This window comes from Miltoncostaea marina, assembly GCF_018141525.1.
GTDB lineage: Bacteria > Actinomycetota > Thermoleophilia > Miltoncostaeales > Miltoncostaeaceae > Miltoncostaea > Miltoncostaea marina.
Genome location: NZ_CP064655.1, coordinates 3151576 through 3165872, shown reverse-complemented (window position 1 = coordinate 3165872; position 14297 = coordinate 3151576). Strand labels below are relative to the sequence as shown.

Below are 14297 nucleotides of genomic sequence, written 5' to 3'. Positions count from 1 at the left end.
CGCAGGATGCTGGCCCACGAGCGGCTGGTGGCGGGGCCCTCGACCTCGCCCCGCTCGGCCAGCCGCCGCGCCGCCTCGGCGCGCGAGAGCCCGGCGGCGCCGCCGCCCGGCAGGGGGCGCGTCCACTCCAGGGTGTCGCTCAGATCGCCAGCGCCTCCGCCACCGCCGCGTTCACGATCTTGCCGTCGCGCACGTTGACGCCCGGCCGCAGCCCGGCGTGCGCGCGCAGGGCGCCGGCGACGCCCTCCTCGGCGATCCACGTGACGTAGGGCAGGGTGGCGTTCGAGAGGGCCCGGGTGGCGGTCACCGGCACCGCCCCGGGCATGTTGGCGACGCAGTAGTGCACCACGCCGTCGACCACGAAGACCGGGTCCGAGTGGGTGGTGGGCCGGCTCGTCGCGAAGCAGCCGCCCTGGTCGACCGCGACGTCGGCCACCACGGAGCCGGGCCGCATGGTGGCGAGCGCCTCGCGCTCAACGAGGCGTGGGGCGCGCGCCCCCGGCACGAGCACGGCGCCCACCACGAGGTCGGCGGTCGGCAGCAGCTCCTCGATCGCCAGGCGCGTGGAGTGCAGCAGCGTCACCCGCCCCGCGAGCGTCATCTCGAGCCGCCGCAGCCGCCCGAGGTCGACGTCGAGCACCGTGACGTGGGCCTGCATGCCGGCCGCGACGATGGCCGCGTTGACGCCCACGATGCCCGCGCCGATGATCACCACCGACCCGGGCGCGACCCCGGCGACCCCGCCCAGCAGCACGCCGCGGCCGCCCAGCGGGCGCTCCAGGTAGCGCGCCCCCGCCTGCACCGCGAGGCGGCCGGCGATCTCGCTCATCGGCGCCAGCAGCGGCAGCCGGCCCTCGGCGTCCTCCACCGTCTCGTAGGCGATCGCCGTCGTGCCGGCGCGCCGCAGCGCGTCGGCCACCCCCGCGTTGGCGGCCAGGTGCAGGTAGGTGAAGAGGGTCTGGTCGTCGCGCAGGAAGCCGAACTCGCCCGGTTGCGGCTCCTTCACCTTCAGCACGAGGTCGCAGCCCCAGGCGTCCGCCGCGTCGCCGAGCGCCGCGCCGACCCGCTCGTAGGCCGCGTCGGCGAGGCCCGAGCCGAGCCCCGCGCCCCGCTCCACGCGCACCTCGTGGCCGCGCCGCACCAGCTCGTGCGCGCCGGCCGGCGTCAGCGCCACCCGGTACTCGTCCGGCTTCACCTCGGCGGGGACGCCGATCCTCATGAGCCCCTCTCCGTCGTGGGCGGTGCCGAACCTTAGAGCCTGTCCGAGAGGTCGGCCACGCGTCCACCGGCCGCAAGCCGTCGCGCTCCGCCGTCCGCGTCGACGCCGACGCGACCAGCATCGGCGTCGGCCGCGGCCATCCGGATCGCTCGGTTCTCGCTCGGTGGGCCGCGCGCCCGTCGTCCTTCGACAGGGTCCTAGCGGCCGTCGCGCCGCCGCCCCGCGGGCCCGCGCAGGCCCGGCGCCACCAGCAGCGCGGCGCAGCCCAGCGCCAGGGCGAGCGACACGGCGCCGACCGCCAGCAGCGCGCCCCGCCGGCGCCCGGTGGCCGACAGCTCCATGCCGGCGGCCCCCAGGGCGGCCGCCCGCGCCGCCTCGCGCCCCGCCAGCGCGTGCGCCGGGAAGACGCGCCGCGTCTCGGCCAGCCCGCGCGCGGCCGCGTCGTAGTCGAGCGCCCAGAACGCCGCCATGGCGCCCCGGAAGCGCTCGCCGGCGGGACCCTCGCCCGGCGTCACGCCGACGGCCTCGAGCAGCGTGCGCACCTCCGTGGCGGGCTCGGCGATGCCGCCGCCCGGGAAGCGGCGGGTGACGACGCCGCGCACCCGGCCCTCCTCGTCGACCACCGGCCCGCCCGAGTCGCCCTGCATCACGGGCGCGCTGACGGCCAGCGCGCGCCGGCCGGGGCCGTCGTCCACCAGCTCGCCCGAGCGGCTCAGCGCGCCGCGCCGCACGGCCGGCTCCAGCTCGCCGCCGCCCCCTGGCACGGCCTGCAGCGACGACCCCCGGCCGAAGCCGATCGTCACGATCGGCGTGCCGCGCGATGCCGCCTCGTCGAGCGCCAGCGCGGGCGCCCCGCGGGCTCCGATGCGCAGCAGCGCCAGGTCGGCGGGGCCGTCGCGGCGCACCTCGCGCACCGGGAGGGCGCGCGCCGCGTCCGCCCCCGCCCCGGCGTCGGCCTGGGTGGCGGTGAGGCCCACGACGCGGAGGCCCACCGGCCGCGCGCCGGTGCGCGCCACCCAGCGCCGGGCGGCCTCCTCGTCGCCGTGGGGGCGCCCCAGGGCGGCCAGGCGGCTCTGGTGCGCCATCCGGGCGACGGTCGCCGGCCGCGGCGCGGCGACGTGCGCCGCGGTCACCAGCCAGCCGTCCGGCGCGACGGCGAACGCGGTGCCCCGCTCCTCGATGGTGCGCGCCTCGGGCGGCAGCGCGATGCGCCCGCCGTCGCGCGTGCGCAGGGCCGCCACCCGGATGGTCGCGTCGACGCGGTAGACGCTCGGCAGCGCCAGCAGCGTCGCCCGGTCGAGGGGCTCCTCGCTCAGGTCGGCCGGGGCCGCGGCGGCCGGGACGGCGGCCGTCAGCAGCGCGGCGAGCGCGACGAGCGCGGCGAGGGGCCTCACCGCCACAGGGTAGGACGCGGCGGGGCCCGCCCGCCCGCCGGTCAGGCCTCGCCCGCCTCCACGATCCGCTTCATGCGCTCGAGGGCCTCCGTCTGCGTGCCGACCAGGCGGCCCCGCAGGTCGGCCGACGGGTCGCTCGGCTCGGCCTGGGTGGCCCAGCGCACGCGGCTGCCGGCGCCCTCGGCGACCACCTCGAAGCTCGCGAAGTGCGACGCCACCGGCGCGCCCGAGAGCACGGTGTACGAGTAGAAGCGCCGGCCCTCGTCGCGCTCCAGCAGCCGCTCGCGCAGCTCGCCGCCCTCGGCGGTGCGCAGCACGCGGATGTCGCCGTCGACCTCCGCGGCCGCGTACTTGGGATACCAGCGCGGCACGCTGGTGGGGTCGCCGACGAGCGCCCACACCCGGTCGGGCGGCGCGTCGATGTCGATCGTGACCGACCAGGCGGGCATCCCGGCTCCTGCGCTCGTCAGTGGCGGAAGTGGCGGCGGCCGGTGACCACCATCGCGACGCCGGCCGCGTCGGCGGCCTCGAACACCTCGGCGTCGCGGATGGAGCCGCCCGGCTGGATGATCGCGGTGATGCCGGCCGCGACGGCCGCCTCGGGGCCGTCGGCGAAGGGGAAGAAGGCGTCGCTCGCCAGCGCGGCACCCTCCACCGGCACGCGCGCCTTCTCCAGCGACAGCCGCACCGAGTCGACCCGGCTCATCTGGCCGGCGCCGATCCCGACGGTCGCGAGGTCGCGCGCCAGCACGATCGCGTTGCTCTTGACGTGCTTGGCCACCCGCCAGGCGAACAGCAGGTCGCCCCACTCGGCGTCGGTCGGGGCGCGGCCGGTGACGACGCGCATGGTCGCGCGGTCCTCGCTCTCGGCGTCGCGGTCCTGCACCAGCAGGCCGCCCACCACCCGTCGCACGTCGCGCTCGCCCGGGTTGGGCCGGCGCCGCTCCGCCCGGCGCATGATGCGCGTGTTGGGCTTGCGGGTGAGCGCCGCGAGGGCGTCGTCGTCGTAGCCCGGCGCGTCCAGCACCTCCACGAACGTCCCGGCCAGCAGCTCGCCCAGGGCGCCGTCCACCGGCCGGTTGACGGCGATCACGCCGCCGTAGGCCGAGACGGGGTCGCAGTCGCGGGCGCGCTCGTACGCCGTCAGGATGTCGCCGGCCACGGCGACGCCGCACGGGTTGTTGTGCTTCACGATCACGCAGGCGGGCAGCTGGAACTCGGCCAGCAGGCCGCGCGCCGCCTCGACGTCGAGCAGGTTGTTGAACGAGAGGGCCTTGCCGTGCAGCTGCTCCACGCGCGCGAGCAGGTGCGTCCGCGCGCCGCGCTGGGAGTAGTAGGCGCCCCGCTGGTGCGGGTTCTCGCCGTAGCTCAGCTCCAGCTCCTTGTGGAAGCCGACGATGAGCGCCTCGGGGAAGTCGTCGCCCTCCTGCTCGCCGAACCAGCTCGCGATGGCGGCGTCGTACAGGGCCGTGCGGCGGAAGGCCGCGCCGGCCAGCCGCCGCAGCAGCTCGGGCGTCAGGCCCTCCTCGCCGCGCACCGCGGCGAGCACCTCGGCGTACTGGTCGGGCGAGGTCACGACGCCCACGCGCGCGTGGTTCTTCGCCGCCGCGCGGATCATCGCCGGCCCGCCGATGTCAATCTGCTCGATCAGGTCGGCGTCGGAGACCCCGCGCCGGCCGACCCAGTCCTCGAAGGGGTAGAGGTTCACCACCACGAGGTCGATCGGCTCGATGCCGGCCTCGCGCATCTGGGCGGCGTCGCCCTCGTGGCCGGCGCGCCCCAGGATGCCCCCGTGAACCCTCGGGTGCAGCGTCTTGACCCGGCCGCCGAGGATCTCGGGGTGGCCCGTGACCTCGTCCACCGGGACGACCTCGATGCCCCATGAGCGGATCGCCTCGGCGGTCCCGCCGGTGGAGATGATCGTCACACCGGCCTCGGCGAGACCGCGGGCGAGCTCCTCCAGCCCGGTCTTGTCCGAGACCGAGAGCAGCGCGCGGGAAACCCTCACTCGACCTCCACGGGAAGGATCTGGACCTTGCGCCGGTCGGTGGGGTCGCGGCGCACCCTTCCGGCGGCGAACAGGCGCACCGCGTCCGGCACGAGACGGTGCTCGACCTCGCGGATCCGCTCGGTGAGCGTCCTCTCGTCGTCACCGTACAACACGGGAACCGGCTCCTGCACGATCGGCGGACCGCCGTCGACCACCTCCTCGGCGAAGTGGACGGTGACGCCGGTGTATCGGACGCCCCACTCCAGCGCCTGGCGGATCGCGTGCAGGCCCGGGAAGGCCGGCAGCAGCGAGGGGTGCAGGTTGATCACCCGGTCCGGGAAGCGGTCGAGGAACGCGCCGGTCAGGATGCTCATCCAGCCCGCCAGCACCACCAGGCCGGGCTCCGCCGCGGCGACCACCTCGGCCAGCTCGCGGTCGCGCTCGGCGCGCTCGCGGCCGGCGAGCGCCACCACCGCCGTCGGGATGCCGGCCCGCTCCGCGCGCTCCAGCGCGCGCACGCCGGGGGCCGAGCTCACCACGAGCACGATCTCGGCCTCGCCCGGGGCGTGGACCGCGTCGATCAGGCTCTGCAGGTTCGTGCCGCTGCCCGACACGAGCACCACCACGCGCAGCGGCCCCGGCCCCTCAGGCACGGCGCACGCCCGCCCCGGCCTCCACCGTGCCCACCCGCACGGCGCCGGCCTCGCCCAGCGCCGTCAGGGCCGCGCCGGCCGAGCCGGGCGCCACCACCAGGCACATGCCGAGGCCCATGTTGAACGTCGCCCAGGCCTCCTCGTCGGCCACCCGCCCGGTGCCGAGCACCGCGCGCATCGCCGGGTTGGGCTCCCACGAGCCCTCGCGCAGGACCGCGCCGAGGCCCTCGGGCAGCGCGCGCGGCAGGTTCTCCGGCAGGCCGCCGCCGGTGATGTGGGCGGCCGAGCGCAGCTCCACGCCCGCCGCCAGGGCCCGCTCCACGTCGCGCGTGTAGAGCCGGGTGGGGGCCAGCAGCAGGTCGGGGTCCGGCGCCAGCGCGCCGGCCTCGACGAGCGCCCGCACCAGCGAGTAGCCGTTCGAGTGCAGCCCCGACGAGGGGAGGCCGATGATGGCGTCGCCCTCGCGCACCCGGTGCGGCCCGAGCATGTCGGCGCGCTCCACCACCCCGGCGGCGAAGCCCGCCAGGTCGAAGTGCCCCGGCGCGTAGAGGCCCGGCATCTCGGCCGTCTCGCCGCCGGCCAGGGCGCAGCCCACGGCCGCGCAGGCGTCGGCGATCGAGCGCACGAGCAGGGCCGCCGCGTCGGTGTCGAGCCGGCCCACGGCGAGGTAGTCGAGGAAGACGAGCGGCCGCGCCCCGGTGCACGCCATGTCGTTGACGCACATCGCCACGAGGTCCTGGCCGAGCCCCTCCAGCCGCCCCAGCTGCTGCGCCAGCAGCAGCTTCGTGCCGATGCCGTCCGTGCAGGTGACGAGCACCGGCTCGCGCATGCCGGCGGGCAGCGCGTGCGCCGCCGCGAAGCCGGTCTGGCCGCCCGCCACCATGGCGGCGATCGCGGCGGTGTGGCGCGCGGCCGCGTCGAGGTCGACGCCCGCGTCGCGGTATGAGATCTCCGGCTCGCTCACCCCGAGAGCCTAATCGTCGCCGACCGGCAGATGACGGCCGGGCGCCGATCGTTCCGGCGCCCGCCCCGGCGAAGCCGGTGCGCCGGTCTGCGGTCGGCCCCGGTCAGAGGCCGGCCGCGCGCCCCGGGCGCCCCGGCAGAGGGCGCCCGTGCGCTCGAGGGGCAAGACCCTCCCGGCCCCTGCCGTCAGGCCGGGGCCGTGAGGGACTCGAAGCGCATCTTCAGCGAGCTGTCCGGCACGGCGATCGGGTACTCGCCGGTGAAGCAGGCGCGGCAGAAGTCGCCGCTCGGCCGGCCCACGGCCACCTGCAGGCCGTCGAGGCTCAGGTAGGCGAGCGTCGCCGCGCCGGTGAGGGCGGCGATCTCCTCCACGGAGTGGTTGGCCGCCACGAGCTCGGTGCGGTCGGCCATGTCGATCCCGTAGTAGCAGGGCCACATCACCGGCGGGCTGGAGATGCGCATGTGCACCTCGGCGGCGCCCGCCTCGAGCAGCATCGCGACGATCTGCCGGGTGGTGTTGCCGCGCACGATGGAGTCGTCGACCACCACCAGGCGCTTGCCGCGGATCACCGCCGGGAGCGGGTTGAACTTCAGCTTGATCCCCTGCTGGCGCAGCGCCTGGTCGGGCTGGATGAAGCTGCGCCCCACGTAGCGGTTGCGCACGACCGCCTCGGCGTAGGGGATGCCCGACTCGCCGGCGAAGCCGATCGCCGCCGGGGTGCCGCTGTCCGGCAGGCCCACCACGAGGTCGGCCTCGACGGGCGCCTCGCGGGCGAGCTGGGCGCCCATCTTGCGCCGCGACTCCCACATGGTCTCGCCGTCCATCGTGCTGTCCGGGCGGGCGAAGTAGATGTGCTCGAAGACGCACAGCCGGCGGCCGGCGGCCGGCAGCGCCTGGCGGCTCTCGATGCCCTCTGCCGTCAGCCGCAGCGACTCGCCGGGGCGCACGTCGCGCTCGAAGACCGCGCCGATCTGGTCGAGCGCGCAGGTCTCGGAGGCCACGCACCAGCCGCCCTCGGGCAGCCGGCCCAGCACGAGCGGGCGCACGCCGTGCGGGTCGCGGAACGCCACCACCTCGCTGCCGGTGATCGCCACCACCGAGAAGGCGCCCACCAGGCGCGGCATCACCTCGCCGACCGCCCGCAGCAGGCTGCCGGGCTCGGCGGCGATCATCGCGGCGATGATCTCCGAGTCGGTGCTGGCGCGCAGGTCGACGCCGGCCCGCTCCATCTCGGCGCGCAGCTCGCCGGTGTTGGTGAGGTTGCCGTTGTGGCCCAGCGCCACGATGCCGTCGCCGCGCGTGTGCGCGACCGGCTGGGCGTTGTCCCACTTGTTGGCGCCGGTGGTGGAGTAGCGCACGTGGCCGATCGCCGCGTCGCCGGTCAGGCTGCGCAGCGAGGTCTCGTCGAAGACCGCGCTTACGAGGCCCAGGTCGCGCTGGATCGTGACGTGCTCGCCCTCGCGGACGGCGATGCCGGCGCTCTCCTGGCCGCGGTGCTGCAGCGCGTGGAGGGCGTAGAAGGTGAGGCGCGAGACGTCGCGGCCGGGGGGCGCGGCGACGGCGAAGACGCCGCACTCCTCCTTGGGGAAGTCGTCGAGGTCGAGGTCGATGCTCACGACAGTGCCTCCGGCAGCGCCCGCTCGTAGGCGGCTCGCGCGTCGTCGATTGCGAGCCGCGCGGTCGCGTCGCCGACGCGCAGCTCGATGCCCTCACCGCCCACCTGCCCGATGCGGGCGATCCGAACCGCATCGCCCTCCGGCGCGAGCGCCCGCAGGCGCTCGGCGGCCGCCTCGTCGGCCACGGTGACGACGATCCTGCCGCCGCCCTCGCCGAACAGGACCTCGTCGGCACGCCGCCCGGGCTCCAGCGCCACGGTGGCGCCGACGCCGCCGATGATCGCGCTCTCGGCGAGCGTGACCGCGATGCCGCCGCCCGACACGTCGTGGGCGCTCGTGAGCAGGCCCGCCTCGGCGGCCCGCACCACGAGGTCGATCGCGGCCACCTCGCGCGCCACGTCGACCTCCGGCGCCCGGCCGACCGCGCCCCCGGCGTACTCGCTGCCGTCGAGGACGCCGTCGTCGCCGATCAGCAGCACGAGGTCGCCCGCGCGGGCGAAGCCCTGGCCCACGCTCGCGTCGGCGCGCTCGAGCACGCCCATCATCCCGACCACCGGGGTCGGCAGGATGGCCCGCGTGGCGCTCTCGTTGTAGAGCGAGACGTTGCCCGAGACCACGGGCACGCCGAGGGCGACGAGCGCGTCGGTCATGCCGGCGATCGCCTCGGCCAGGCGCCAGCCCGTCGAGCCCTTCTCCGGGTTGGGGAAGTTGAGGCAGTCGGTGGCGGCCACGGCCCGCGCGCCGACGCACGCCACGTTGCGGGCGGCCTCGAGCACCGAGGCCCGCCCGCCGGCGCGCGGGTCGAGCTCGCACAGGCGCTCGGCGCAGTCGGTGGTGAGGGCGATCGCGCGCTCCGAGCCCGGCAGGCGCACCACCGCGGCGTCGCCCCCGGGGCGGCGGATGGTGTTGGCGCCCACGAGGTGGTCGTAGCGCTCCCAGACCCAGCGCTTCGAGGCGACGTTCGGGTGCCCCAGCAGCTCCAGCCAGGCCGCCGACAGGTCGGCCGGCTCGGGGAGCGTGCCGAGGTCGAGCGGCTCCGGGACGGGCGCCGGGGTGCGCGGCACCTCGTAGACCGGCGCGTCGTCGGCGAGCAGGCGCGCCGGCAGGTCCACGACCACCTCGCCGCCCGCGCGGGCCACCAGGTTCCCGCCCTCGGTGACCGTGCCGATGGCGGTCGCGTCGAGGTCCCAGCGCCGGCATGCGGCGATCACCTCGTCGACCCGGGCGGGCTCGACGACGGCGAGCATGCGCTCCTGGCTCTCCGAGACCAGGATCTCTGCCGGGCGCAGCTCCTCGCGCAGCGGCACCAGGTCGAGGTCGATCTCGAGGCCCACCCCGCCCTTGGCCGCCATCTCGCTGGCGGCGCTCGTCAGGCCGGCCGCGCCGAGGTCCTGCAGGGCCACGAACGCGCCGGCCGCGGCGAGCTCCAGGCAACAGTCCATGAGCTTGCGCTCCGTGAACGGGTCGCTCACCTGCACGGAGGGCCGCTTGTCCTCGTCCTCGTCGAGCTCGGCGGAGGCCAGCACGCTGGCGCCGCCGATGCCGTCCGCGCCGGTGCGGTTGCCGATCAGCACGAGGGCGTTGCCGGCGCCCGAGGCGGCGGCGCGCAGCAGCGGCCCCTCGACCACGCCGACGCACATCGCGTTGACCAGGCACGACTCCTCGTAGCGGTCGTGGAACAGCACCTCGCCGCCCACCGTCGGCACGCCGATGCAGTTGCCGTAGTGGCCGATGCCGGCGACCGCGCGCGTGAACAGGTGGCGGCTGCGCGCGCTGGTCAGCTCGCCGAAGCGCAGGCTGTCGAGCAGCGCGATCGGGCGGGCGCCCATCGCGATGATGTCGCGCACGATGCCGCCCACGCCGGTGGCCGCGCCCTCGAACGGCTCGACGGCCGAGGGGTGGTTGTGGCTCTCGATCTTCAGCGCCACGGCGATGCCGTCGCCCACGTCCACCACGCCGGCGTTCTCGCCCGGCCCCTGCAGCACCCGCTCGCCGGTGGTGGGGAAGGCCTTCAGCAGCGGGCGGCTGTGCTTGTAGGAGCAGTGCTCGCTCCACATGAGGCTGAACATGACCAGCTCGGGGTCGGTGGGCTCGCGCCCGAGCAGCCGGGGGATGCGCTCCGCCTCGTCGTCGGTCAGGCCGAGCTGGCGGTGGAGGGGGACGTCGACCGTGCTCACCGCAGCAGGCCGCCCAGCACGAGCCGCCCGTCGGTGGAGCCGAGGAGCGGGTCGCAGGCCTCCTCGGGGTGGGGCATCAGCCCCATGACGTTGCCGGCCTCGTTGGTGATGCCGGCCACGCGGTCGGTCGAGCCGAGCAGGTCGTCGCGGTAGCGCAGCACCACGCGGGCGCTCGCCGGGTCGCCAACCCAGGCGCCCTCGTTGTTCTTGACCGGGATGGAGATGGTCTCGCCGGGCTCGCGGCCGCCGGTCCACGGCGTGCCGTCGTCGCAGACCTCCAGGTCCATCTGCCGGCAGACGAACGACAGGGTGGCGTTCCGGCGCAGCGCCCCGGGCAGCAGGCCGGCCTCGCAGAGCACCTGGAAGCCGTTGCAGATGCCGACGACGGGCCCGCCCTCCTCGGCGTGGCGCCGCACGGCCTCCATCACCGGCGCGCGGCTGGCGATGGCCCCGCAGCGCAGGTGGTCGCCGTAGGAGAACCCGCCGGGCAGCAGCACCGCGTCGGTGCCGGCCGGCAGCTCGTCGTCGGCGTGCCAGGCCTCGACGGCCTCGGCGCCCATGCCCTCCACGGCGCGCGCCGCGCTGTCGTGGTCGAGCGAGCCGGGGAAGCGGACGATCGCGACCCTCACCGGGGGACCTCCACCCGATAGTCCTCGATCAGGGCGTTGGCGAGCAGCTGCTCGCACATCTCGCGCGCCCGGCCGGCCGGGTCGTCGCCCTCGATCGCCAGCTCGATGCGCTTGCCGATGCGCACCTCGCCGACCCCGTCGAAGCCCAGCTGGGCCAGCGCGCCCGCGACCGCCTGGCCCTGCGGGTCGAGCACCCCGGCCTTCGGCATCACCGTCACCACGACCTGCGTCACCAGACCTCCTCCGTGATGCGCTCGTAGGCCTCGACGTAGCGCGAGCGGGTCCCCGCGACCACCTCGGAGGGAAGCTCCGGCGGCGGCGACGCGTGGTCCCACCCGCTGGCGTCGAGCCAGTCGCGCAGGTACTGCTTGTCGAACGAGGGCGGGCTCGTGCCGGGCTCCCAGGCGTCCGCCGGCCACAGGCGCGAGGAGTCCGGCGTGACCGCCTCGTCGCCCAGCAACAGTGTGCCATCGGCGTCCAGGCCGAGCTCGAACTTCGTGTCGGCCAGGATCAGCCCGGCGGCGCGGCAGCGCTCGGCCGCGCGGCGGTACAGGGCCAGCGTGATGCGCTCCGCCTCGCGCAGCAGGTCGGCGCCCACCAGCTCGGCCGCCTGCTCGCGGGTGATGTTCTCGTCGTGCCCCTCGACCGCCTTCGTGGCGGGGGTGAAGATCGGCTCGGGCAGCGGGTCGGCCTGGCGCAGGCCGGGCGGCAGCTCGTGCCCGCACACCGCGCCGGTGCGCTGGTAGTCGCGCCAGCCCGAGCCGGCGAGGTGGCCGCGGGCCACGCACTCCACCGGCAGCATCCGCAGCCGGCGCACGAGCATGGCGCGGTCGCCGCAGAGCTCGATCATGTGGTTCGGCACCACGTCCTCGGTGTGGCGGAACCAGAACGCCGACAGCCGGGTGAGGATCGCGCCCTTGTCCGGGATGGGCGTGGGCATGACCCAGTCGTAGGCCGAGATGCGGTCCGTCGCCACGATGAGCAGGCGCTCGTCGTCGACGGCGCGCACCTGCCGCACCTTGCCCTCGAGCACCAGCGGATACCGCGACACGGCCGCGGCGTCGATCACAGGGCCTTCACCCTCTCCATCACCTGGGGGACGTACCGGGTGTACCACGACGGGTCGAGCAGCGCCCGCAGCTCGTCGGCGGGCAGGCGGGCGGCGACGTCGGCGTCGGCCGCCAGCAGCTCGCCCAGCGGGCGGCCCTCGTCCCAGGCCCGCATCGCGTTGCGCTGCACCAGGGCGTAGGCCTCCTCGCGGGTCAGGCCGCGCTCCACCAGGCCCAGCAGCACCCGCTGCGAGTAGACGAGCCCGTGGGACGACTCCAGCACCGCGAGCATCCGGTCCGGCCGCACCACGAGGCCCTCCATCAGCGAGCGGGTGCGGGCCAGCATGTAGTCGAGCGCGACGAACGCGTCGGGGAGGATGATGCGCTCCACCGACGAGTGGGAGATGTCGCGCTCGTGCCACAGGGCGACGTCCTCCAGCGCGGCCACGGCGTGCCCGCGCACGACGCGCGCGATCCCCGAGATGCGCTCCGCCGTGATCGGGTTGCGCTTGTGGGGCATCGCCGAGCTGCCCTTCTGGCCGGCCGTGAACGCCTCCTCGGCCTCGCGCAGCTCGGTGCGCTGCAGGTGGCGCAGCTCGGTGGCCAGGCGGTCGAGCGAGCTGGCGGCCACCGCCATCGCGGCCACGAGCTGGGCGTGGCGGTCCCGCGCGACGACCTGGGTGGCGACCGGCTCGCCGGCGATGCCGAGCTCGCCGAGCACGTGCGCCTCGATCTCGGGGTCGAGCATCGCGTAGGTGCCGACCGCGCCCGACAGCTTGCCCACCGCCGCGCCGCGCAGGGCGTCGGCGAGGCGCTCCTCGTTGCGCCGGCTCTCGAAGGCGTGGCCGGCCAGCTTGAGGCCGAACGTGGTCGGCTCGGCGTGGATGCCGTGGGTGCGGCCCACGCAGAGGGTGTCCTGGTGCTGCAGCGCCAGGTCGCGCAGCGTGCGTGTGAGGGCCGCCTGCTCGGCCAGCAGCAGGTCGCCGGCCCGCGCGATCGCCAGCGCCAGGCCGGTGTCGAGCACGTCCGACGAGGTCATGCCGTAGTGGATCCAGCGCGAGGCGGGGCCGATCCGCTCGTTGACGTCGGTCAGGAAGGCGACCACGTCGTGGTTGGTGGTCTTCTCGAGCTCCTGGGTGCGCTCCACCGAGAAGCCCGCCCGCTCCTCGATCGCCACCAGGTCCTCGGCCGGGATGACGCCGCGCGCGGCCCAGGCCCGGCACACGGCCAGCTCCACCTCGAGCCAGCGCGCGAGCTTTGCCTCCTCGGTCCAGATCGCGGCCATCGCCGGCCGCGAGTACCGCGGGATCACGCCCGCGCCTCCATGCCCGCCGCGATGTCGCCGCGCATCTGCCGCCCCTCGAAGGTGATCATGCCGGCCGCCTCGTAGGCGCGCGCCCGGGCCTCGGCCACGTCGGCGCCGCGCGCGCTGACCGCGAGCACGCGCCCGCCGGCGGTGACGATCGTCCCGTCCGGCCCCGGCGCCGTGCCGCAGTGGTAGATCTCCGCCCCCGTGGCGGCGGCCTCCTCGAGCCCCAGGATGACGTCGCCCGTGCGCGGGCTGCCGGGGTACCCGTGCGAGGCCAGCACGACCGTGACCGCCGCGCCGTCGTGCACGCGCACCGGGCGGTCGGGCAGGCCGCCGTCGGCGCACGCCGTCAGCAGGCCGAGCAGGTCGTCCTGCAGCCGCGGCAGCAGGGCCTGCGTCTCGGGGTCGCCGAAGCGCGTGTTGAACTCGAGCACCCGCGGGCCGTCCGGGGTCATCATCAGCCCGGCGTAGAGCACCCCCGAGACCGGCGTGCCGCGCCGCGCCATCTCTGCGATGACCGGCCGGTGCACGCGGTCGACCAGCTCGTCGGCGAGATCGTCGGGGATGTCGGGGACGGGCGAGACCGAGCCCATCCCGCCCGTGTTCGGGCCGGTGTTGCCCTCGCCGATCGGCTTGTAGTCGCGGGCGGCGGGGAAGCGCGCCACCGCGCTGCCGTCGGTGATCGCCAGCAGCGACACCTCGGGGCCGGTCATGCCCTCCTCCACCACGACGACCCGCCCGGCGTCGCCGAACGCGCCGTCGACGAGGCAGGCCGCGAGCGCGTCGCGCGCCTCCTCGCGGGTGCGGGCCACGACCACGCCCTTGCCGGCGGCGAGGCCGTCGGCCTTCACGGCCACCGGCAGGCCCAGCTCGTCGACCGCCGCCAGGCCGGCGTCGAGGTCGGTGACGGTGACCGCGCGCGCCGTCGGGACGCCCGCCGCCGCCATCACCTCCTTCGCGAACGCCTTGCTGCCCTCCAGCCGGGCGGCCGCCGCCGACGGGCCGAAGGCGCGCACGCCCGCGGCCCGCACCGCGTCGACCATGCCGGCCACGAGCGGCGCCTCGGGCCCCACCACGACCAGGTCGACGCCGAGGGCCGGCGCGAGCGCGGCGACGCCCCGCACGTCGGCAAGGTCCAGCGGGATGAGCTCCGCGTCGCGGGCGATGCCCGCGTTGCCGCCGGCGCAGAGGATGCGCGGTCGCTCGGGACAACGGGCGAGTGCCCTGACGAGGGCGTGCTCGCGCCCCCCACCTCCGACGACCAGCACCGTGCGGCTCACCCCGGCACTCTCGCACA

General features: G+C 76.1%; 13 protein-coding genes. All 13 read right to left on the bottom strand.

The window, feature by feature from the left end:
- Nucleotides 1-139: 139 nt before the first annotated feature.
- Nucleotides 140-1219, bottom strand: a complete 1080-nt coding sequence (ald, locus tag ITJ85_RS16000; protein WP_217914105.1) for an alanine dehydrogenase — start codon at nt 1217-1219, stop codon at nt 140-142.
- Nucleotides 1220-1416: 197 nt separating this feature from the next.
- On the bottom strand, nt 1417-2613 hold the full coding sequence (locus tag ITJ85_RS15995) for a S1 family peptidase (protein WP_217914104.1): 1197 nt from the start codon (nt 2611-2613) through the stop codon (nt 1417-1419).
- 41 nt (nt 2614-2654) lie between these two features.
- Nucleotides 2655-3062, bottom strand: coding sequence for an SRPBCC family protein (locus ITJ85_RS15990; protein ID WP_217914103.1), 408 nt, complete (start codon nt 3060-3062; stop codon nt 2655-2657).
- A 17-nt stretch (nt 3063-3079) separates the two neighbouring features.
- The gene (purH, locus tag ITJ85_RS15985) at nt 3080-4621 is read right to left on the bottom strand and encodes a bifunctional phosphoribosylaminoimidazolecarboxamide formyltransferase/IMP cyclohydrolase (RefSeq protein ID WP_217914102.1); all 1542 of its coding nucleotides are present in this window, start codon (nt 4619-4621) and stop codon (nt 3080-3082) included.
- Nucleotides 4618-5256, bottom strand: a complete 639-nt coding sequence (gene purN, locus ITJ85_RS15980) for a phosphoribosylglycinamide formyltransferase (RefSeq protein ID WP_217914101.1) — start codon at nt 5254-5256, stop codon at nt 4618-4620. The genes purH and purN overlap by 4 nt, the downstream gene beginning before the upstream one ends.
- Entirely contained in the window at nt 5249-6220 is a 972-nt protein-coding gene (purM, locus tag ITJ85_RS15975) for a phosphoribosylformylglycinamidine cyclo-ligase (RefSeq protein WP_217914100.1), read from the bottom strand. Before purM ends, purN begins: the two co-directional genes overlap by 8 nt.
- Before the next feature lie 185 nt (nt 6221-6405).
- Nucleotides 6406-7836: an amidophosphoribosyltransferase gene (gene purF, locus ITJ85_RS15970; protein WP_217914099.1), complete on the bottom strand. Its 1431-nt coding sequence runs from the start codon at nt 7834-7836 to the stop codon at nt 6406-6408.
- Nucleotides 7833-10013 (bottom strand): phosphoribosylformylglycinamidine synthase subunit PurL, encoded by a 2181-nt coding sequence (gene purL, locus ITJ85_RS15965; protein ID WP_217914098.1) that lies wholly within the window; start codon nt 10011-10013, stop codon nt 7833-7835. Before purL ends, purF begins: the two co-directional genes overlap by 4 nt.
- Entirely contained in the window at nt 10010-10642 is a 633-nt protein-coding gene (gene purQ, locus ITJ85_RS15960) for a phosphoribosylformylglycinamidine synthase subunit PurQ (RefSeq protein WP_217914097.1), read from the bottom strand. Before purQ ends, purL begins: the two co-directional genes overlap by 4 nt.
- Nucleotides 10639-10875, bottom strand: a complete 237-nt coding sequence (gene purS / locus ITJ85_RS15955; RefSeq protein WP_217914096.1) for a phosphoribosylformylglycinamidine synthase subunit PurS — start codon at nt 10873-10875, stop codon at nt 10639-10641. Before purS ends, purQ begins: the two co-directional genes overlap by 4 nt.
- Nucleotides 10872-11708, bottom strand: coding sequence for a phosphoribosylaminoimidazolesuccinocarboxamide synthase (locus ITJ85_RS15950; protein ID WP_343233032.1), 837 nt, complete (start codon nt 11706-11708; stop codon nt 10872-10874). Before ITJ85_RS15950 ends, purS begins: the two co-directional genes overlap by 4 nt.
- Nucleotides 11708-13003: an adenylosuccinate lyase gene (purB, locus tag ITJ85_RS15945; protein ID WP_217914094.1), complete on the bottom strand. Its 1296-nt coding sequence runs from the start codon at nt 13001-13003 to the stop codon at nt 11708-11710. Before purB ends, ITJ85_RS15950 begins: the two co-directional genes overlap by 1 nt.
- On the bottom strand, nt 13000-14280 hold the full coding sequence (purD, locus tag ITJ85_RS15940) for a phosphoribosylamine--glycine ligase (RefSeq protein WP_246496283.1): 1281 nt from the start codon (nt 14278-14280) through the stop codon (nt 13000-13002). The genes purB and purD overlap by 4 nt, the downstream gene beginning before the upstream one ends.
- Nucleotides 14281-14297: the final 17 nt, after the last annotated feature.